The 20,394-nt window shown below is 71.2% G+C and carries 14 protein-coding genes; 12 read left to right on the top strand and 2 right to left on the bottom strand.

What is annotated here, in order from left to right; translation table 11 throughout:
- Nucleotides 1-150 precede the first annotated feature (150 nt).
- On the top strand, nucleotides 151-2,457 hold the full coding sequence (locus ACZ7M7_RS05970) for an MMPL family transporter (RefSeq protein WP_472113177.1): 2,307 nt from the start codon (nucleotides 151-153) through the stop codon (nucleotides 2,455-2,457).
- A 97-nt stretch (nucleotides 2,458-2,554) separates the two neighbouring features.
- Nucleotides 2,555-3,598: a zinc-dependent alcohol dehydrogenase family protein gene (locus tag ACZ7M7_RS05965; RefSeq protein ID WP_472113175.1), complete on the top strand. Its 1,044-nt coding sequence runs from the start codon at nucleotides 2,555-2,557 to the stop codon at nucleotides 3,596-3,598.
- Here ACZ7M7_RS05965 and ACZ7M7_RS05960 read toward each other — a convergent pair.
- Together ACZ7M7_RS05960 and ACZ7M7_RS05955 are read right to left on the bottom strand one after the other, a co-directional pair.
- Entirely contained in the window at nucleotides 3,579-4,142 is a 564-nt protein-coding gene (locus ACZ7M7_RS05960) for a GNAT family N-acetyltransferase (RefSeq protein WP_472113172.1), read from the bottom strand. The genes ACZ7M7_RS05965 and ACZ7M7_RS05960 overlap by 20 nt on opposite strands.
- A 52-nt stretch (nucleotides 4,143-4,194) precedes the next feature.
- Nucleotides 4,195-4,395, bottom strand: a complete 201-nt coding sequence (locus tag ACZ7M7_RS05955; protein WP_383609282.1) for a helix-turn-helix transcriptional regulator — start codon at nucleotides 4,393-4,395, stop codon at nucleotides 4,195-4,197.
- A gap of 531 nt (nucleotides 4,396-4,926) precedes the next feature.
- Here ACZ7M7_RS05955 and iolC point away from each other — a divergent pair.
- The 10 genes from iolC to ACZ7M7_RS05905 all read left to right on the top strand — a co-directional run bounded on the left by iolC (nucleotide 4,927) and on the right by ACZ7M7_RS05905 (nucleotide 20,383).
- Complete coding sequence (iolC, locus tag ACZ7M7_RS05950) at nucleotides 4,927-5,892, top strand: 5-dehydro-2-deoxygluconokinase (protein WP_472113169.1); 966 nt, start codon at nucleotides 4,927-4,929, stop codon at nucleotides 5,890-5,892.
- Nucleotides 5,889-6,770 carry a Cgl0159 family (beta/alpha)8-fold protein gene (locus tag ACZ7M7_RS05945; RefSeq protein ID WP_427844963.1) on the top strand — a complete coding sequence of 294 codons (882 nt, stop codon included), beginning with the start codon at nucleotides 5,889-5,891 and terminating at the stop codon, nucleotides 6,768-6,770. Before iolC ends, ACZ7M7_RS05945 begins: the two co-directional genes overlap by 4 nt.
- 7 nt (nucleotides 6,771-6,777) lie before the next feature.
- The gene (gene iolB / locus ACZ7M7_RS05940; RefSeq protein ID WP_472113165.1) at nucleotides 6,778-7,650 is read left to right on the top strand and encodes a 5-deoxy-glucuronate isomerase; all 873 of its coding nucleotides are present in this window, start codon (nucleotides 6,778-6,780) and stop codon (nucleotides 7,648-7,650) included.
- On the top strand, nucleotides 7,647-9,530 hold the full coding sequence (gene iolD, locus ACZ7M7_RS05935; protein ID WP_472113162.1) for a 3D-(3,5/4)-trihydroxycyclohexane-1,2-dione acylhydrolase (decyclizing): 1,884 nt from the start codon (nucleotides 7,647-7,649) through the stop codon (nucleotides 9,528-9,530). The genes iolB and iolD overlap by 4 nt, the downstream gene beginning before the upstream one ends.
- A 14-nt stretch (nucleotides 9,531-9,544) precedes the next feature.
- A complete protein-coding gene (gene mmsA, locus ACZ7M7_RS05930) occupies nucleotides 9,545-11,047 on the top strand; it encodes a CoA-acylating methylmalonate-semialdehyde dehydrogenase (protein WP_383609297.1) in 1,503 nt (500 codons plus the stop codon).
- Nucleotides 11,048-11,246: 199 nt separating this feature from the next.
- Nucleotides 11,247-12,644, top strand: coding sequence for an APC family permease (locus ACZ7M7_RS05925; RefSeq protein ID WP_472113159.1), 1,398 nt, complete (start codon nucleotides 11,247-11,249; stop codon nucleotides 12,642-12,644).
- 131 nt (nucleotides 12,645-12,775) lie between these two features.
- A complete protein-coding gene (locus ACZ7M7_RS05920) occupies nucleotides 12,776-15,424 on the top strand; it encodes a CocE/NonD family hydrolase (RefSeq protein WP_472113156.1) in 2,649 nt (882 codons plus the stop codon).
- Nucleotides 15,421-16,284, top strand: a complete 864-nt coding sequence (locus ACZ7M7_RS05915) for an ABC transporter permease (RefSeq protein WP_383609306.1) — start codon at nucleotides 15,421-15,423, stop codon at nucleotides 16,282-16,284. The genes ACZ7M7_RS05920 and ACZ7M7_RS05915 overlap by 4 nt, the downstream gene beginning before the upstream one ends.
- Nucleotides 16,285-16,431: 147 nt before the next feature.
- Nucleotides 16,432-17,976 (top strand): vWA domain-containing protein, encoded by a 1,545-nt coding sequence (locus tag ACZ7M7_RS05910; protein ID WP_472113151.1) that lies wholly within the window; start codon nucleotides 16,432-16,434, stop codon nucleotides 17,974-17,976.
- Nucleotides 17,977-18,460: 484 nt separating this feature from the next.
- On the top strand, nucleotides 18,461-20,383 hold the full coding sequence (locus ACZ7M7_RS05905) for an AMP-dependent synthetase/ligase (RefSeq protein WP_472113148.1): 1,923 nt from the start codon (nucleotides 18,461-18,463) through the stop codon (nucleotides 20,381-20,383).
- Nucleotides 20,384-20,394 lie beyond the last annotated feature (11 nt).

The raw sequence follows: 20,394 nt of genomic DNA, 5'->3' as shown, positions 1-20,394 counted from the left end.
GTTCTCCGAACGCGATTGACAAACGCGAGTGGTCGCTCGCATTCTGGAGAAACGCGAGCGATCTCTCGTGTTTGCCAGTCTATGGCAGTGACGGCTTCATGCAGCCCGGGCTGCGCTCAGCATGGATCAGGGTGAAGGGGACACCGCACAATGACCGAAGTCAACAGGCCGCCCCGTGTCGGAGGCTGGACCCGTTTCGTGACGGCCCGCCCCCGGTTGTCGCTGCTCGCGGCTCTGGTGATCACCGCGCTCGCCGTGTTCGCGGGCAGCGGCGTCGCCGACCGGCTGGGCAGCGGCGGCTGGGAGGACCCGAACGCCGAGTCGACCTATGCGACCAAGGCGCTGGAGCGCGAGTTCCCCGCCTCCCAGCCCAACCTCCTGCTCCTCGTGGACGCGGGCGACGCCTCGGTGGACGACCCCGCGGTCGCCGCGGAAGCCCGGCGGATAGCCACGCGTCTGGCCGGCGAGAAGGGGATCACGGGGGTCGGCTCCTACTGGCAGGCGGACCCCTCGGCGGCCGCTGCCCTGCGCGCCGAGGACGGCCATGAGGCCCTGATCGCCGCCCGCATCACCGGCCAGGAGAAGGAGGCGGGGGAGACCCTGGACCGCATCGCGCCCGAGTTCCGGGGTGCGCACGGCCCGGTGGAGGTCAGCGTCGGCGGCCCGGTCGCGGTGCGCCACGAGATGCAGACGATCATCCAGGAGGACCTGATCCGGGCCGAGGTGATCGCCCTGCCGGTCACGCTGGTGCTGCTGGTGATGGTCTTCGGCAGCGCGGTCGCGGCCCTGCTGCCGCTCGGGATCGGCATCGTCGCCATCCTCGGCACGAACGCGGTGCTGCGCGGCCTCACCGAGGTCACCGACGTCTCGGTCTTCGCGATGAACCTCACCACGGCCCTGGGCCTGGGCCTGGCCGTCGACTACGCCCTCTTCATCGTCCGGCGCTTCCGTGAGGAACTCGCCACCGGCGCCGAACCGTTGACCGCGGTCGGCACAACCCTGCGCACAGCCGGCCGCACCGTGCTCTTCTCGGCCCTCACGGTCGCGGTGTCCCTCGCGGCGATGCTGCTCTTCCCCCAGTACTTCCTGCGGTCCTTCGCCTACGCCGGTATCGCGGTGGTGCTGCTGGCCGCGGCGGCCGCGCTGATCCTCCTCCCGGCGGCACTGGTCCTGCTCGGCCACCGGGTCAACTCCCTGGACCTGCGCCGCCTGTTCCGGCGCGGCCGGCGCGCGAGCGGGCCGCAGGACCCGAAGGCGTCCGCTCAGGAGCCCAGCACATCCGCTACGTCCGGCCCCTCAGGCGCGGCCGGCCCGTCCAGCGCCTCGGAAGGCAAGGCCTGGGCCCGCACGGCGAACCTCGTCATGCGCCGCGCCCCCTTCTTCGCCCTGGGCACCACCGCCGTCCTGGTCCTGCTCGGACTGCCCTTCCTGGGCGTGAAGTTCGGCACCGCGGACGACCGCCAGCTGCCGTCGAGCGCCGAGTCCCATGTCGTGCAGCAGCACATCCGCGACGGCTTCCCGGGCAGCCCCGGCGGCGGCCTGGAGGTGCTCGCCGAGGGACGCGCGACTGAGGCGCAGTACGCCGACTACAAGGAGCGGATCGCCGCCCTCCCGGAAGTGCTCCGCGTGGACGGGCCGCTGGTGCAGGGTGACTCGGCGTACTTCACGGTGCTCCCGAAGGGCGAGGCGGTGGACGACCCGGCCCAGCGCCTGGTGGACGAACTGCGCGCCACACAGGCGCCGTTCGACACCAAGGTGACCGGCGCGGCCGCGGTCCTGGTCGACTCCAAGGACGCGATAGCCGAGCGCCTGCCCCTGGCGGCCGCCTTCATCGCGATCGTCACCCTGCTGCTGGTGTTCCTGCTGACCGGCAGCGTGCTGATCCCGATCCAGGCGGTGGTGCTCAACGCGCTGAGCCTGACGGCGATGTTCGGCGCCGTGGTCTGGATCTTCCAGGACGGCCATCTGTCCGGCCTGCTCGGCTTCACCACCCCCGGCTCGATCGAGACGACCCTCCCGGTGCTGATGTTCTGCGTCGCCTTCGGCCTGTCGATGGACTACGGCGTGTTCCTGCTGTCCCGCATCAAGGAGGAGTACGACACGACGGGCGACCACGACCAGGCGGTCCGCCACGGTCTGCAGCGCACCGGAGGACTGATCACCGCGGCGGCCGTGATCCTCGCGGTGGTGATGGTCGCGATAGGCACCTCACGGGTGACCAACACCAAGATGCTCGGCCTCGGCATCGCCCTGGCCGTGCTGATGGACGCGATGATCGTCCGCAGCCTCCTGGTCCCGGCGGTCATGCGCCTCACGGGCCGGGCGACCTGGTGGGCCCCGGGACCGCTGCGGCGCTTCCACGAGCGGTTCGGAGTCAGCGAGTCGGGCGACGAGCCGACGCCGGCCCCGGCGACCGAGCCCAGTCAGGAGCGGGACAAGGTGAGCGCGCACCGCTGACCTGCGAGGGGGTGCGGGTGCCGTACCGCACACCCGGTGGAGCGTCTAGCGTTCCTCACGATCTCCGTGCAAGGGGCGCGGCCGAAAGGAGACCGGCATGCGGGCAGTGGTGTTCGAGCGGTACGGCGAAGCGGCCGAGGTGCGCGAGGTGCCCGACCCGCACCCAGCCCTCCACGGAGTGACGGTGCGGGTCGAGGCGACGGGGCTGTGCCGCAGTGACTGGCACGGCTGGCAGGGCCACGACCCCGGCATCCGGCTGCCGCATGTGCCGGGCCATGAACTCGCCGGCGTGGTCGAGGCGGTGGGCGACCGGGTGACCGCCTGGCGCCCCGGCGACCGGGTCACCGTGCCCTTCGTGTGCGCCTGCGGCAGCTGCGCGGCGTGTGCAGCCGGCGACCAGCAGGTCTGCGAGCGTCAGACCCAGCCCGGCTTCACCCACTGGGGCTCCTTCGCCCAGTACGTGGCGCTGGATCACGCCGACGTGAACCTCGTCGCCGTGCCCGAGGAGATGTCGTTCGCGACGGCGGCCTCGCTGGGCTGCCGGTTCGCCACGGCGTTCCGGGCGGTCGTGCAGCAGGGCCGGGTGGCCGCGGGGGAGTGGGTCGCCGTGCACGGCTGCGGCGGGGTCGGCCTGTCGGCGGTGATGATCGCGGCGGCGTCGGGCGCGAGGGTCGTCGCGGTGGACGTCTCACCGCAGGCCCTGGACCTGGCGCGGAAGTTCGGGGCAGCACAGTGCGTGGACGCGTTGAGCACACCGGACACCGCGGCCGCGATCCACGCCCTGACCGGCGGCGGGGCCCACCTCTCCCTGGACGCCCTCGGCTCACCCACCACCTGCGCCGCCTCCGTCAACAGCCTGCGCCGCCGGGGCCGGCACATCCAGGTGGGCCTGCTGCCCTCGGAGTCCGGCACGACCCCCGTCCCCATGGCCCGCGCGATCGCCCTCGAACTCGAACTGCTGGGCAGCCACGGCATGGCCGCGCACACCTACCCGCCGATGCTGGAGCTGGTGCGGGCGGGTGCGTTGCGGCCGGATCTGCTGGTGACGTCGACGATCACGCTGGACGCGGTGCCGTCGGCGCTGACGGCGCTCGGGACGGCGCCGGGGGCGGGGGTGACGGTCATCGAGCCGTGGAGTTGAGCGCGGCCCACTCGTGGTCGAGGAGGGCCATCAGCACCTCGTCGACCCATTCGCCGTCCCTCAGCTCGATCTCCCGGCGGATCCCCTCGACCGCGAATCCGACCTTCTCGTAGACGTGCAGGGCGCGGAGGTTGTAGGCGTACGCCTCCAACTGGATCCGGTGCAGACCTAGTTGTTCGAAGCCGTGGCCGATGATGAGCCGGGTGGCCTCGGTGCCCAGGCCCCGGCCACGGCCGCGTGGTCCGATCAGGGTGCGGAAGGTGCAGCTGCGGGCGTCGGGATCCCACTCGTACAGCACGACCTCACCGACGAGTTCGCCGGTGGCGCGGTCGATGACGGCGAGGTCGAGGCGGTCCGGCTGGTCGGAGCGGGTGCCGTACCAGGAGCGCAGTCGTCGAGGGGTGAGCTCGTCGGGCGAATCCCCGGTGAAGCGCTGGACCTCCGGGTCGCCGATGATCTCCCACATGCCTGCGGCGTCAGCCTCGGTGAACGGGCGGAGCTCGGTTCTGTCGCCGGTCAGGGTGGGTTTGACGGAGAAGCTCATGGGGCGACTGTGCCCCACGGGGCGGTGGGGGCACAGCCGATTTTCCGGGAGGTCAATCCGATCTGCGCCCTCGGTTGCCCGGGCGGGACGCGACCCAGGCCCGGACGGTGTCGGGGTACCAGAAGGGCTTGCCGCCCTCCACATGGTCGGGCGGCGGCAGCAACCCGTGCTTGCGGTAGGACCGCACGGTGTCCGGCTGCACCTTGATGTGAGCCGCGATCTCCTTGTAGGACCAGAGCCTTCGGTCGGTCATCGGTTGCACCTCCCTGCGCGCGCCGCGGCGGCGACCGGGGGCGGTCGTCGGGGGTACCGTGCGCTGCGCTGGCGATCACAAAGCCTGCGCCCGGTCAACGACGCACCGTGAGAAGGGGACAGTGCCTGTGCACCGGGTGTGACGCAAGACCTGCGTACATGCGACATGTGTGACACGGAAGGTGCCTTTGTGACACGAGTGCTGCAAACGCACCGGAGTCGCGCAGGGCGCGGCACATTGACAGCCACCCCCCGCTAAGTCGCCCCAGGGGGCGCGGGGCTGTGTCGACTTGCGGCTCCGCCGCGTGGGCGCGACAAGCTCCCCACAACCCGCACACGCCCCGCCCCCACACCCGCACATGCCCCGCCACCGCACCCGGCGGACGCCCAGGCGCCCGGCTTCCCCGGCAGGACCTCGTTCGAATGTCCGGACAAAATATTGACAGCCCTCCCCGGTCAGGCTAGAAAACCGAAGAGAGCCGAAGCGCAACGCTGACGGAAGCGCCGCCACAAGGGAGACCGAGGGAAACCGATGGCGTACGACTTGATCACCATGGGGCGGATCGGAGTGGACCTCTACCCCCTGCAGACCGGTGTCCCGCTGCCGCAGGTCACGTCCTTCGGCAAGTTCCTCGGCGGCTCGGCGAGCAACGTAGCGGTCGCCGCGGCCCGCCTGGGGCGCCGTACCGCGGTGATCACCCGCACCGGCGACGACCCCTTCGGCACCTACCTCCACGAGGCACTGAAGGGCTTCGGCGTCGACGACCGCTGGGTCACCCCGGTCCCCGGCCTGCCCACCCCGGTCACCTTCTGCGAGGTCTTCCCGCCGGACGACTTCCCGCTGTACTTCTACCGGCAGCCCAAGGCCCCGGACCTGGAGATCGACGCCCACGAACTGGACCTCGACGCCATCCGTGACGCCCGTATCTTCTGGGTCACCGGCACCGGCCTGAGTGAGGAGCCCAGCCGTACGGCGACGCTGGCGGCGCTCGCCCATCGCGCCAAGGCCGGTACGACGGTCTTCGACCTCGACTGGCGCCCCATGTTCTGGAAAGACACAGCCGGGAGCGGCCCCGACGCTGCCCGCCCCTTCTACGCCGAGGCCCTGAAGCACACCACCGTCGCCGTCGGCAATCTCGACGAGGTGGAGGTCGCGACCGGCGTGCGCGAACCGCATGCCGCGGCCCGCGCGCTGCTGGACGCCGGTGTCGAGGTCGCGGTCGTCAAGCAGGGCCCCAAGGGCGTCCTCGCCGTCAACAGCAAGGGCGACCACGCCGAGGTGCCGCCGCTGCCCGTGAACGTGCTCAACGGGCTCGGCGCCGGTGACGCCTTCGGCGGTTCGCTCTGCCACGGCCTGCTCGAAGGCTGGGACCTGGAGACGATCATGCGGCACGCCAACGCGGCCGGCGCCATCGTCGCCTCCCGTCTGGAGTGCTCCTCCGCGATGCCGACGCCGGACGAGATCGAAGCCGCGATCGCCGCGGGGGCCGTCAAGTGACCGTCGACATCGGAGAACTCGTCCGCCTGCGCACCCAGCGCCCCGAGGCGATCGCCGAGGCGGCGGCCCGCCGCCCCCGCCGCCCGCTGCTCGGCGACTCCGGCCGGCTGATGATCGTCGCCGCCGACCACCCGGCCCGGGGCGCCCTCGGCGTCGGCGACCGCAGACTCGCCATGGCCAACCGCGCCGACCTGCTGGAACGTCTCTGCCTTGCGCTTGGCCGCCCCGGCGTCGACGGTGTCCTCGCGACCGCCGACATCCTGGACGACCTGCTGCTGCTCGGCGCCCTCGACGGCAAGGTCGTCATGGGGTCCATGAACCGCGGCGGCCTGCAGGGCGCGAGCTTCGAACTCGACGACCGCTTCACCGGCCACCGCCCCGAGGACATCCGGCGCCTCGGATTCGACGCCGGCAAGCTGCTCCTGCGTATCGACTACGACGACCCGGGTTCCCTCACCACCCTGGAGTCCACCGCCCGTGCCATCGACGAGATGGCGGCGCGCGAACTCCCGGTCTTCGTCGAACCGTTCATCAGTCACCGCACCCCCCAGGGCAAGATCGCCAACGACCTGTCGGCCGAGGCCGTCACCAAGTCCATCGCCATCGCCTCGGGTCTCGGCGGCACCTCCGCCTACACCTGGCTGAAGCTCCCGGTGACCGAGAACCCCGACGACATGGCCGAGGTCATGCAGACCTCCACGCTGCCGGCCGTTCTGCTCGGCGGCGAGGTCGGCGACGACCAGGACGGGGCATACGAGAAGTGGCGCGGCGCACTCCAACTGCCCACCGTGCAAGGCCTGGTGGTCGGACGCTCGCTGCTCTACCCGGCGGACGGGGACGTGGCCGGCGCCGTCGACACCGCCGTAGGACTGCTGTGAGGGCCTTATGACGAACCGCGAGCCGCACATCGGGACGCACAACGGGCCGTACGCCGGGACGGGCAACGGGCTGTACGTTCCGACGGGCACCACCGCCGACGCGAACTACGTGCTCGACATCGACCCCAAACGGGCCGGGTGGACCCACAGCAGCCTGCGGATCGTCGAGTTGGAGCCCGGTGGCACGCACATGTTCACCACCGGGGACAGTGAATGGATCGTGCTTCCGCTGAACGGCGGATGCACCGTGGACATCGAGAACGAGAAGTACCAACTCCTGGGCCGGGACAGCGTATTCAGTGGAGTCACCGACTTCGCCTACGTGCCCCGTGACGCCCGGGCACAGATCGCCTCCGGCGCGGGTGGCCGCTTTGCTTTGGCAGGAGCGAAGTGCGAGCGAAGACTCCCCGCCCGCTACGGCCCCGCGCCGGAGGTCTTGGTCGAAGAGCGCGGCAGCGGCTCCTGCACGCGCCACGTCCGCAACTTCGCCTCCGCCGACGCCTTCGACTGCGACAGGCTCATCGCCGTCGAGGTGATCACCCCCGGCGGCAACTGGTCCTCGTATCCGCCGCACAAGCACGACGAATCCCGGCCCGGCCAGGAGTCCGAGCTGGAGGAGATCTACTACTTCGAGATCGACGGCCCGAACGGATTCGGCCATCAGCGCGTATTCCCCTCGCGTGAGGGCGGATCCGACGTCCTCGCGGAGGTCCGCTCCGGTGACGTCGTGCTCGTCCCCGACGGATGGCACGGCCCGTCCATCGCCCAGCCCGGTCACGACATGTACTACCTGAATGTGATGGCCGGTCCGGGCGAGACGCGTGGGTGGCGGATCTGCTTCCATCCGGACCACGCAGAAGGCACAGGGGGTTACCGATGACCTCAACGACGAGGCTCACGGTCGCGCAGGCGCTCGTCCGCTTCCTGTCCGTCCAGTACACGGAGCGTGACGGCGTACGGCAGCGTCTGATCGGCGCCACCTGGGGCATCTTCGGCCACGGCAACGTCGCCGGGATCGGCCAGGCGCTCGTCGAGTACGGCGAGGTCATGCCGTACCACCAGGGCCGCAACGAACAGGCGATGGTGCACGCGGCCGTCGGTTACGCCCGCCAGTCGAACCGCCTCTCCACACACGCCGTGACCACGTCCATCGGCCCCGGCGCGACCAACCTCGTCACCGGCGCCGCCCTCGCGACCATCAACCACCTCCCGGTCCTGCTCCTGCCCGGCGACATCTTCGCCACCCGCCCCGCCGACCCGGTCCTCCAGCAGCTCGAAGTGCCGTACGCGGGCGATATGTCGGTGAATGACTGTCTGCGACCGGTCTCGAAGTACTTCGACCGGATCACCCGGCCCGAGGCCCTGATCCCGTCGGCCCTCCACGCCATGCGGGTGCTCACGGACCCGGTCGAGACGGGCGCGGTCACCCTCGCGCTGCCGCAGGACGTCCAGGCCGAGGCGTACGACTGGCCGGACGATTTCTTCGCCGAGCGTGTCTGGGCCGTACGGCGTCCGGGCGCCGATCCGACCGAACTCGCCGAGGCCGTACGGATGATCCGAGACGCCCGGCGCCCGCTCGTCATCGCCGGCGGCGGCGTCCACCACAGCCGCGCCGAGGAGGCCCTCGCCGAGTTCGCGGAGTTCACCCGCATCCCGGTCGCCTCCACACAGGCCGGCAAGGGCTCCCTGCGCCACGACCACCCCCAGGACGTCGGGGGAGTGGGCCACACCGGCACCGCCACCGCTGACGAACTCGCCCGCACCGCCGACCTGGTGATCGGCGTCGGCACCCGCCACACCGACTTCACCACCGCCTCCGGCACCCTCTTCACCGGCGAGGGCGTGCGCTTCCTCAACCTCAACATCGCGCCCTACGACGGCCACAAGCTCGCCGGCCTGCCGCTCATCGCGGACGCGCGCAGCGGTCTGGCGGAGCTGACCCAGGCACTGGAGATCCACGACCACCGGGTCGCCGACTCCTACGTCACCGAGTACACCGAGGACAAGGAGCGCTGGGAGCAGCGCGTCGACGCCTGCTACGAGGCCGACGAGCCGGACGTACGGCCGACGCAGCCGCAGGTCCTCGGCGCTCTGGACGCGATCGTCGACGAGTCGGACGTGATCATCAACGCCGCCGGCTCCCTCCCCGGCGACCTGCACAAACTGTGGCGGGCCCGCTCCCGGGACCAGTACCACGTGGAGTACGGCTACTCCTGCATGGGCTACGAGATCCCGGCCGCGATCGGCGTGAAGATGGCCGCGCCCGAGCGCGACGTCTGGGCGCTCGTCGGCGACGGCACCTATCTGATGATGCCGACCGAGATCGTGACCGCCGTGCAGGAGGGCGTCGCGATCAAGGTGTTGCTCGTGCAGAACCACGGGTACGCGTCCATCGGCGGCCTGTCGGAGGAGACGGGTGCCGAGCGCTTCGGCACCGCCTACCGCCACCGCGCGGCCGACGGCACCTTCACGGGCGCCCCGCTCCCCGTCGACCTGGCCGCCAACGCGGCCAGCCTGGGCATGCGGGTGCTGCGCGCGAAGACCGTACGTGACCTGCGCGAGGCGCTCGCCGAGGCCCGCGCGGCGGACACGCCCACATGTGTCTACGTCGAGACCCAAACGGCAGACACTGTGTCGGGCGCGCCGCCCGCGCATGCCTGGTGGGATGTTCCTGTGGCCGAGACCGCGACCCGACCGTCGGCGGTCAAGGCACGGGAGCTGTACGAACGGCACGTCTCGACCCGACGCCGCCATCTGTGAAGGAGTTACTGGGCATGACGAAGATCGTCAACCACTGGATCGGCGGCAAGACCGCCGAAGGCGCGTCGGGCACGTTCGGGCCGGTCACCGACCCGGCGACCGGCGCGGTCACCACGAAGGTCGCGTTCGCCTCGGTCGACGAGGTGGACGCCGCGGTCGCGTCCGCCAAGGAGGCCTACGCGACCTGGGGCCAGTCCTCGCTGGCGCAGCGCACCTCGATCCTGTTCAAGTTCCGGGCGCTGCTGGACGCCAACCGGGACGCGATCGCCGAGCTGATCACCGCCGAGCACGGCAAGGTGCACTCCGACGCGCTCGGTGAGGTGGCGCGCGGCCTGGAGATCGTCGACCTCGCCTGCGGCATCAACGTGCAGCTGAAGGGCGAGCTGTCGACGGAGGTCGCCAGCCGCGTGGACGTCTCGTCGATCCGGCAGCCGCTCGGTGTCGTCGCGGGCATCACGCCGTTCAACTTCCCGGCGATGGTCCCGATGTGGATGTTCCCGATGGCCATCGCGTGCGGCAACACCTTCGTGCTGAAGCCGTCCGAGAAGGACCCGTCGGCGGCGATCAAGATCGCTGAGCTGCTGGCCGAGGCCGGTCTCCCCGACGGCGTCTTCAACGTCGTGCACGGCGACAAGGTGGCCGTGGACCGGCTGCTCGAGCACCCGGACGTCAAGGCCGTGTCCTTCGTCGGCTCGACCCCGATCGCCCGCTACATCCACACCACCGCCGCCGCCAACCACAAGCGCGTCCAGGCCCTGGGCGGCGCCAAGAACCACATGCTGGTCCTCCCGGACGCCGACCTCGACGCCGCCGCCGACGCCGCCGTCTCCGCCGCTTACGGCTCCGCGGGCGAGCGTTGCATGGCCATCTCCGCCGTCGTCGCCGTCGGCTCCATCGGCGACGAGCTGGTGGAGAAGATCCGCGAGCGCGCCGAGAAGATCAAGATCGGCCCCGGCAACGACCCGACCTCCGAGATGGGCCCGCTCATCACCGCCGTGCACCGCGACAAGGTGGCGTCCTATGTCGAGGGCGCGGCGGCCGAGGGCTGCGAGGTCGTGCTCGACGGCACCGACTACACGGTCGAGGGCTTCGAGGACGGCCACTGGATCGGCATCTCTCTGCTCGACAAGGTGCCGACCACCGCGAAGGCGTACCAGGACGAGATCTTCGGCCCCGTCCTGTGCGTGCTGCGCGCCGAGACGTACGAGGACGGCGTGGCGCTGATCAACGCCTCGCCCTTCGGCAACGGCACCGCGATCTTCACCCGGGACGGCGGCGCCGCCCGCCGCTTCCAGCTGGAGATCGAGGCCGGCATGGTCGGCGTGAACGTCCCGATCCCGGTCCCCGTCGGCTACCACAGCTTCGGCGGCTGGAAGGACTCGCTCTTCGGCGACCACCACATCTACGGCAACGACGGCACGCACTTCTACACCCGCGGCAAGGTCGTCACCACCCGCTGGCCCGACCCGGCCGACGCCCCCTCCGGCGTCGACCTCGGGTTCCCGCGCAACCACTGACGCCGAGCGTCCGGGGCCGTCCGCATCGCGGACGGCCCCATTTTTTTGCCGACCCGCGCTGCGGTTCCCGCACGCCCGGAAGTCGTGCTGTGCACGGCCTTGACGCAACGTTAACGCGTGAAATGGCCCTGCATGGCCACGGATTCCGTAGGTGAACAGCCATTGACGTGACGGTTTCCGTCGATGTTGCATCCCCCTCGTGACCGACACCCTCACCCCTGTCGAGGGCGCCGTCGTCGAGGCGTCCGACAGCCCCAAGAAGCTCAAGCGCTCGATCGGCGTCGTCGGCGGCACGCTCCTCACGCTCTCCTGCGTGACCCCGGCCTCCACCCTCTTCGTCGTCGTCCCCGACCTGTTCGGCTCGCTCGGCACCGCCACCGCCCTGACGATCGCCATCGGCTCCCTGCTCTGCATCGCCGTGGCGTTCTGCTACTCGGAGCTGGGCACCCTCATCCCCAGCGCGGGCGGCGAGTACGCGATGGTGTCCACGCTGGCCGGACGGCTGGCGGGCTGGCTGGTCTTCGTGCTGTCGCTGCTGGTCGTCATGGTCGTCCCGCCGGTGATCGCGATGGGCACGGCCGACTACCTCGCCCCGATCGTCGACCTCGACCCGTCGATGGCCGGCGCCGCCGTCATGCTGCTCGCCACCCTCGCCGGCCTGCTCGACCTGCGCGCCAACGCCTGGATCACCGGCGTCTTCCTGGTCCTGGAGGTCATCGCCGCGGCCGTGGTGGCGGTACTGGGCTTCGCGCACGCCGAGCGCGGCCCCGCGAGCCTGGTCTCGATGGAGGTGGCCGGAGCGGACGGCCGTACGGACACCGTCACGGGCCTGCTCGTCGTCTCCGGGCTCGCGATCGCCCTCTTCGTCACCCAGGGCTTCTCGACCGCCGTCTACCTCTCCGAGGAACTGGAGAACCCGCGCCGCAACGTCGCCCGCACGGTTCTCGCCACCCTCGCCATCTCCGCCGTGATCATCCTGGTCCCGGTCGCCGCCATCACCCTGGGCGCCTCGGACATCGGGGAACTGACCGGCGGCGACATCGGCGCCATGGTCACCGCCTGGTCCAACTCCGCGGTCGGCACCTTCGTCAGCCTCTGCGTGGCCCTGGCGATCATCAACGCGGGCATCGTCATGGTCATCCAGAACTCCCGCGTGCTGTTCGCCTCCGCCCGCGACAAGGCCTGGCCCGAGCCGGTCAACAACGTCCTCGCGAGGCTCGGCCGCTTCGGCTCCCCGTGGGTCGCCACCCTCGCCGTCGGAGTGCCCGGCGCCGCGCTGTGCTTCGTCAACCTCGACACCCTGTACGGCGTGACGGGCGTCTCGGTGACCGGCATGTACCTCCTCGTCGCGGTCGCCGCGCTGGCGGCCCGCCGCACCCCGCACAAGCGCACACCGGCATGGCGGATGCCGCTGTGGCCGGTGATGCCGGTCCTGCTGATCGTGGTCCTCGTGTACATCCTCAGCCGGCAGGAGACGAGTCACCTGCTCTGGACGGGCGGCATCACGGCGGCGGCCACCCTGTACTGGGCGCTGTACCTGCGCCCCCGCAGGGAGACACGGTGGCTCGTGACGATTCCGGAAGACCAACAGACCTGAAGGGGCGCGGGGAAGGCGCCGCCGTACCACGGACGCGGTAGACAAAAGCCCCGCCGTACCCCCACGGGAGGTCCCGTGATTCAGCCCTCGGTCGATAACTTGCCGACAGGTTCGCCCCGTACCGTTGGAGCATGGATCTTCGACTGCCCGCGCTGCGAGGGCTGCGGAAGCCGCGGCGGCTGCTGGCCGCCGCGGCCGCCGTTGTCGTCCTCGCCGGTGCCGGGACATGGACGGCCGTCGCCGACGACGACGCCCCGGCGGTACGGCGCGCCGACCGGATCATGGACATGGGCGACGGGGTGCGCATCGACACCTCGTACTTCACGGCCGCCGACAGCGGCCGCCGCCCCGCCGTCCTCCTCGCGCACGGCTTCGGCGGCAGCAAGGACGATGTACGGCAGCAGGCCGAGGACCTCGCCCGGGACGGATACGCGGTCCTGACGTGGTCGGCCCGCGGCTTCGGGAAGTCGACCGGCAAGGTCGGCCTGAACGACCCGAAGGGCGAGGTCGCCGACGTCTCCCGACTGCTCGACTGGCTGGCGAAGCAGCCCCAGGTCGAGCTCGACAAGGCCGGCGACCCGCGCGTGGGCATGGCGGGCGGCTCCTACGGCGGCGCCATCTCGCTGCTGGCCGCCGGCCACGACGACCGGGTGGACGCCATCGCCCCGGCGATCACGTACTGGAACCTCGCGGACGCCCTGTTCCCGAACGGCGTCTTCAAGAAGCTCTGGGCGGGCATCTTCGTCAACACGGCAGGCGGCTGCGACAAGTTCGAGACGCAGATCTGCGAGATGTACGAACGGGTCGCCGAGTCCGGCACCCCGGACGCACCGGCCCGCACCATGCTGGAGGAGCGCTCACCGTCCGCGGTCGGCGACCGCATCGACGTGCCGACCCTGCTCATGCAGGGCCAGTCCGACTCCCTCTTCACGCTCGGCCAGGCCGACCGGGCGGCGAAGGCGATCCGCGCCAACGGCGCCCCCGTCGACGTCGACTGGATCTCCGGCGGCCATGACGGCGGCGACATGGAGACGAGCCGTATCCAGGGACGCGTGCAGTCCTGGTTCGACCGCTACCTCAAGGACGACAAGAGCGCCGACACCGGCCCGGCCTTCCGCGTCACCCGCACCGGAGGCGTCGACTCCACCGACGGCCAGGCCCTGCTGCGGGGCGCGAGCGCGGACACCTACCCCGGCCTGGAGAGCGGGCTGAAGTCCATCGCCCTCACCGGCCGCGAGCAGAGCTTCGCCAACCCGGCCGGCGCCAACCCGCCCGCCGTCTCCGCCCTGCCCGGCCTCGGCGGCTCCGGCGGCCTCGCCCAGCTGTCCTCGCTCGGCGTCGGGGTGTCGCTGGACTTCCCGGGCCAGTTCGCCGCGTTCGAGTCGGCGCCGGTCGCCGACAACCTGCACATCACCGGCTCCCCGACGGCGACCGTCCACGTCAGGTCGACCAGCGAGGACGCGGTGCTCTTCGGCAAGGTCTACGACGTCGGCCCCGACGGCACCCAGCAGGTGCTGCCGTCCCAGCTGGTCACGCCCCTGCGCGTCGAGGGCGCCAAGTCCGGCAAGGACGTGACGGTCACGCTCCCCGCCATCGACCACGACATCGAGAAGGGCCACCGCCTGCGCCTGGTCCTGTCCTCCACGGACCTCGGCTACGCCTCCCCGGCCTCCCCGGCGACGTACACGGTCTCCCTGAAGGGCGACCTGTCCGTGCCGACCGCGCCCGGCGTGAGCACCGCCGAGGCCCCGCTGCCGGCCTGGGTGTGGTGGCTGCCGCCGACCGCCGCGGTCATCGCCCTGGCCCTGCTGCTGACGGCCCGCCGCCGCACCGCCACCCCCGCGCCCGACCCGGAGCTGGCCGAAGTCCCGCTCCAGATCACCGACTTGAGCAAGCGCTACGCGGGCTCGCAGGACCGTTTCGCGGTACGGGACCTGTCCTTCCGTGTCGAGAAGGGCCAGGTCCTCGGCCTCCTCGGCCCGAACGGCGCGGGCAAGACGACGACGCTGCGCATGCTGATGGGCCTGATCAAGCCGGACGCCGGCGAGATCCGCGTCTTCGGCCACGCCATCCGCCCCGGCGCGCCCGTCCTCTCCCGCGTCGGCGCCTTCGTCGAGGGCGCCGGCTTCCTCCCGCACCTCTCGGGCCGGGAGAACCTGGAGCTGTACTGGCAGGCCACCGGCCGCCCGTCGCAGGACGCCCACCTCGACGAGGCCCTGGAGATCGCCGGCCTCGGCGACGCGCTGGCCCGCGCGGTGCGCACGTACTCCCAGGGCATGCGCCAGCGCCTGGCCATCGCCCAGGCAATGCTCGGCCTCCCGGACCTCCTGATCCTCGACGAACCGACCAACGGCCTCGACCCGCCACAGATCCGCGAGATGCGCCAGGTGATGATCCGCTACGCGGCCGCGGGCCGCACGGTGATCGTCTCCAGCCACCTGCTGGCGGAGGTCGAACAGTCCTGCACCCACCTCGTGGTGATGGACCGCGGCCGCCTCGTGCAGGCGGGCCCGGTCGCCGAGATCGTCGGCTCCGGCGACACGTTGCTCGTGGGCACCGCCACGGCGGTGGAGGAGCCGGTCGTCGAGAAGGTCGCCGCCCTCCCGGGCGTGGCCTCGGCCGTGCGCACCGACGACGGGATCCTGGTCCGGCTCGACGCGGACGGCAGCGCACAGCGCCTGGTCACCGAACTGGTCCGCCTCGAGCTGCCCGTCCAGTCGGTGGGCCCGCACCGCCGCCTGGAAGACGCCTTCCTCACCCTGATCGGAGGCTCCGCATGAGCACGCTCACCGAGCGCACCGAGGTCGCCTCCGGCTACCGGGCGGGCCGTACGCTGCCCCTCCGGGTCGAACTGGTCCGCCAGCTCAAGCGGCGCCGCACGCTGGTGATGTTCGGCATCCTGGCCGTGCTGCCGTTCGTGCTGGTGGCCGCGTTCGCGATCGGCGGCGAACCGGACGGCGGCGGCAACCGCATCACCCTGATGGACACGGCCACGGCGTCCGGCGCCAACTTCGCCGCCGTGAACCTGTTCGTCTCCGCGGGCTTCCTGCTGGTCATCCCCGTCGCGCTGTTCTGCGGGGACACGGTGGCCTCCGAGGCCAGCTGGTCCTCCCTGCGCTACCTGCTCGCGGCCCCCGTGCCCCGGGCCCGCCTGCTGTGGTCCAAGCTCGTGGTCGCCCTCGGCCTGAGCCTGGCCGCGATGGTGCTGCTGCCGCTGGTCGCACTGGCCGTCGGCACGGCGGCGTACGGCTGGGGCCCGCTGCAGATCCCGACCGGCGGCTCGCTGGACACGGCCACGGCGGCGCAGCGCCTGCTGGTGGTGGTGGCGTACATCTTCGTGTCCCAACTGGTGACGGCGGGCCTGGCGTTCTGGCTGTCGACCAAGACGGACGCCCCGCTCGGCGCGGTCGGCGGCGCGGTCGGCCTGACCATCGTCGGCAACGTCCTCGACGCCGTGACCGCCCTCGGCGACTGGCGCCATTTCCTGCCCGCGCACTGGCAGTTCGCCTGGGCGGACGCCGTCCAGCCCCGCGCCGAGTGGTCCGGCATGATCCAGGGCACGGCGATTTCCGTAACGTACGCCCTCATCCTGTTCGCCCTGGCCTTCCGCGGTTTCGCCCGCAAGGACGTGGTGTCGTAGGTCACCGGAAGATCACCCACCGGTCTCGAAGGGCCGTCCCCGTGCCCTCTTCGAGACTCATCCGCAACGCTCCGTAGCGCACGTTCCGGCCCCTTGGCCCGTCACAGTCGCAGAAGTCGACGTCAACGGACCAAGGGGGCACGGACGATGAAGCGGTACCGAACACGCAGGCTGAACGTCACCCTGCTGGCGCTCACCACGGCGGGCGCCCTGCTGCTCACCGGATGTGGCGGCAGCGACAGCGGGAGTCACTCGGCGGACGACGCAAGCAAGGGAGGCGGCAACAGCCGGAACGGCTTCCCCGCCCCCGAGTACAACGGGAACGACAGGCACGACGAAGACCAGGACGACACCTCCCGCGACTTCGCGCCCGAGCCCGACCTCCTCTCCACCTTCGCCCTCGACGTCGACACCGCCTCCTACGGCTACGCCCGTCGCACCCTCGCCGAGGGCCGTCTGCCCGACCCGTCGACGGTCCGCCCCGAGGAGTTCGTCAACAGCTTCCGCCAGGACTACGACCGCCCCGACGGCAACGGTTTCTCGGTCACGGTCGACGGCGCCCGCACCGACCGCGAGGACTGGTCCCTGGTCCGCGTGGGCCTGGCCACCCGCCCCGCCTCCGACCCCGGCGAACGCCCGCCCGCCGCCCTCACCTTCGTCATCGACATCTCCGGCTCCATGGCCGAACCGGGCCGCCTGGACCTCGCCAAGGACTCCCTCGGCGTCATGACGAACCGGCTGCGCGACGACGACTCGGTCGCCATCGTCACCTTCAGCGACGAGGCCGAGACGGTACTGCCGATGACCCGTGTGAACGACAACCGTGCCGAGATCCACGAAGCCATCGACACCCTGGAACCCACGGACTCCACCAACCTGGGCGCGGGCATGGAGACGGGCTACGAAACGGCCGTCGAAGGCCTCCGCAGGGGCGCCACCAACCGCGTGGTGCTCGTCTCCGACGCCCTGGCCAACACCGGCGACACCGACGCGGACACCATCCTCGAACGCATCTCCACCGAGCGCCGCGAGCACGGCATCACCCTCTTCGGCGTCGGCGTCGGCAGCGACTACGGCGACGCCCTGATGGAACGCCTCGCCGACAAGGGAGACGGCCACACGGTGTACGTCTCGGACGAGGACGACGCCCACGAGGTCTTCAGCCGCCAACTCCCGCGGAACATCGACCTCACCGCCCGCGACGCCAAGGCCCAGGTCGCCTTCGACCCCGAGACGGTCCGGGAGTTCCGGCTCGTCGGCTACGACAACCGTCAGGTCGCCGACGAGGACTTCCGCGACGACAGCGTCGACGGCGGCGAGGTCGGTCCCGGGCACACGGTCACCGCCCTCTACGCGGTCCGCACCAAGCCCGGCACGGAGGGGCACCTCGCCACGGCGAGCGTCCGCTGGCTCGACCCCAAGTCCCGTGCCCCGCACGAGGAGTCGGGCCAACTGGAGACCGGCTCCCTCGAGGACTCCGTCTGGAACGCGAGCCCCCGCTTCCAGGTCACGGCCACGGCGGCCTACTTCGCCGACGCCCTCCGCCTCGGCGACGACCGCGGGCCCACGCTGCCCGGTGCCACCGGCCTGAACGAACTGGCCGACCGGGCGGACGAGTTGGCCACGACAACGGAGGACACGGCAGTCCGCCACCTCGCGACAGCCATCCACCAGGCCACCAACCTGACCTGACCGCCCAGCTTTCCTCGCCCCCGCCGCCCCTACCCGTCCCGTCCCTGGGGGCTGCCGCCCCCAGACCCCCGCTTCGGCCTGAACGGCCTCGTCCTCAAACTCCCCCAGAGGGGGCACCCCCAGACGGGCTGAAATACCTGGACCGGCGTTTGAGAGTGACCACTGGCAGTGCCCGCCTGAGAGGGCGCGCACCCTCGCGGCGCAGCACCCGCGTACGGCGGCAAGGGGACGTGCCGGGGGGTGTCCGCCCGCAGTGGCCGGCGTCAAGAAACGGCACCACCCTGACCGCCGGTCCGAGGACGGACACCCCCCGGCACGGCCCCGACCCACCACACACCCGCAGGCGCCACGCGAACCCCCACCAATCAGCAACAGGCCGCCGCAGGCATCCCCCGCCCAACCGCCGGAGGCCAAAGGCATTGACGTCCCATTACGCACGAGTAAGTTGACCCCCCAGTAAGTCCCCCTGGCACCGGGAGCCGACATGGGCGTACGCAAGGACCTGAAGCGGGCGAAGCAGCGCACCGACCTGATGGACCGCACCACGGTCGAGGTCGTCAAGGACGCCGACGGCGTGGTCCGCGAGGCGAGCACGCCGCCCCTCGCGCCGCAGGCACAATCCGGCAGCATCGCCGACGTCCCTTTCACCAACGCAGCCGAGGACCCGGACGCGACAGTCCTCCGCCGCCCCCAGCCCGACGGCACCTGGCACCCCATCACCGCCACCGCCTTCGCCCGCGAAGTCACCGCCGTCGCCAAGGGCCTGATAGCCGCGGGCGTGGAACAAGCCGACCGCGTAGCCGTGATGTCCCGCACCCGCTACGAGTGGACCGTCCTGGACTTCGCCATCTGGGCCGCCGGCGCGCAAACCGTCCCCATCTACGCCACCTCCTCCGCCGACCAGGTGGAGTGGATCGTCCGCGACTCCGGCGCCCGCCACATCGTCACCGAGACCGCCGAGAACACCACCACCGTGACAACAGGCACGGCCGCCCACCCCCACCCCCCGCACACCTGGCAGTTGGACGCGGACGCGCTCGCCGACCTCATCACGCTCGGCCGCGACGTCCCCGACGAGGAGGTCACCAAGCGCCGTACGGCCCTGACCCCGGACACCATCGCCACCGTCTGCTACACGTCCGGCACCACAGGCAAACCGAAGGGCTGCGTCCTCACCCACGCCAACCTGCACGCAGAAGCCGCCAACACGGTCGAACTGCTGCACCCCATCTTCAGGGAGGTCACCCGCCAGACCGCCTCGACCCTCCTCTTCCTCCCCCTCGCCCACATCCTCGGCCGCACCCTCCAGATCGCCTGCCTGATGGCCCGCATCGAGATCGGCCACTGCCCGAGCATCAAGCCCGACGAACTCCGCCCGGCACTCAGGCAGTTCCGCCCCACGTTCCTCGTAGGAGTCCCGTACCTCTTCGAGAAGATCCACGACACCGGCCGCGCGACGGCGGAGAAGATGGGCCGCGCCGCCTCCTTCGACCGCGCCGACCGCACAGCCGTCCGCTTCGGCGAGGCCTACCTGCACAAGTTCCTCGGCACGGGCAAGGGCCCCGGCCCCGGCCTCTACGCCGCCTGGGCGCTGTACGACCTCCTGGTCTACCGCAGGGTCCGCAAGGAACTCGGCGGCCGCATGCGCTACGCCATCAGCGGCGGCTCCCCCCTCGACCGCAACCTCAACCTGTTCTTCTACGCCGCCGGAATCCTCGTCTACGAGGGCTACGGCCTGACGGAGACGACCGCCGCCGCCACCATCGTCCCGCCCCTGAGGCCCCGCCCCGGCACGGTCGGCCGACCCGTCCCCGGCACCGCCGTCCGCATCGCCGACGACGGCGAGGTGCTCATCAAGGGCGGCATCGTCTTCGGCTCGTACTGGAACAACCCGGCCGCCACCGACGCCGTACTCCAGGACGACTGGTTCGCCACCGGTGACCTCGGCGCCCTCGACGAGGACGGCTACCTCACGATCACCGGCCGCAAGAAGGACATCCTCGTCACCTCCGGCGGCAAGAACGTCTCCCCGGCCGTCCTGGAGGACCGCCTGCGCAGCCGCGCCCCGATCGGCCAGTGCCTGGTCGTCGGCGACAACCGCCCCTTCATCGGCGCCCTGATCACCCTCGACCCGGACGCGGTGAGCCACTGGCTCGCCGTACGCAAGATGCCCGCCGGCACCCCGATGTCCGAGGTCATCCAGGACCCCCGGATGCGCGCCGACGTCCAGAAGGCCGTCGACTACGCCAACGAGGCCGTCTCCCGCGCCGAGTCGATCCGCGCCTTCGCCCTGATCGAGGGCGAGTTCAACGAGGACAACGGCATGCTCACCCCGTCCCTGAAGGTCAAACGGCACGCGGTGACGACGGCGTACGCGGCCGAGATCGAGGCGCTGTACGGAAACTGAGCGGCACGAGC

Source organism: Streptomyces sp. NPDC111606, from assembly GCF_055656945.1.
Note: the sequence above shows the minus strand (reverse complement) of the source record. Positions and strands in the feature narration are given on the sequence as shown.

Coding starts and splice junctions, on each gene's coding strand:
- ACZ7M7_RS05970 (WP_472113177.1), top strand. CDS start 151: ATGACCGAAGTCAACAGGCCGCCCCGTGTCGGAGGCTGGACCCGTTTC.
- ACZ7M7_RS05965 (WP_472113175.1), top strand. CDS start 2,555: ATGCGGGCAGTGGTGTTCGAGCGGTACGGCGAAGCGGCCGAGGTGCGC.
- ACZ7M7_RS05960 (WP_472113172.1), bottom strand. CDS start 4,142: ATGAGCTTCTCCGTCAAACCCACCCTGACCGGCGACAGAACCGAGCTC.
- ACZ7M7_RS05955 (WP_383609282.1), bottom strand. CDS start 4,395: ATGACCGACCGAAGGCTCTGGTCCTACAAGGAGATCGCGGCTCACATC.
- iolC (WP_472113169.1), top strand. CDS start 4,927: ATGGCGTACGACTTGATCACCATGGGGCGGATCGGAGTGGACCTCTAC.
- iolB (WP_472113165.1), top strand. CDS start 6,778: ATGACGAACCGCGAGCCGCACATCGGGACGCACAACGGGCCGTACGCC.
- iolD (WP_472113162.1), top strand. CDS start 7,647: ATGACCTCAACGACGAGGCTCACGGTCGCGCAGGCGCTCGTCCGCTTC.
- mmsA (WP_383609297.1), top strand. CDS start 9,545: ATGACGAAGATCGTCAACCACTGGATCGGCGGCAAGACCGCCGAAGGC.
- ACZ7M7_RS05920 (WP_472113156.1), top strand. CDS start 12,776: ATGGATCTTCGACTGCCCGCGCTGCGAGGGCTGCGGAAGCCGCGGCGG.
- ACZ7M7_RS05915 (WP_383609306.1), top strand. CDS start 15,421: ATGAGCACGCTCACCGAGCGCACCGAGGTCGCCTCCGGCTACCGGGCG.
- ACZ7M7_RS05910 (WP_472113151.1), top strand. CDS start 16,432: ATGAAGCGGTACCGAACACGCAGGCTGAACGTCACCCTGCTGGCGCTC.
- ACZ7M7_RS05905 (WP_472113148.1), top strand. CDS start 18,461: ATGGGCGTACGCAAGGACCTGAAGCGGGCGAAGCAGCGCACCGACCTG.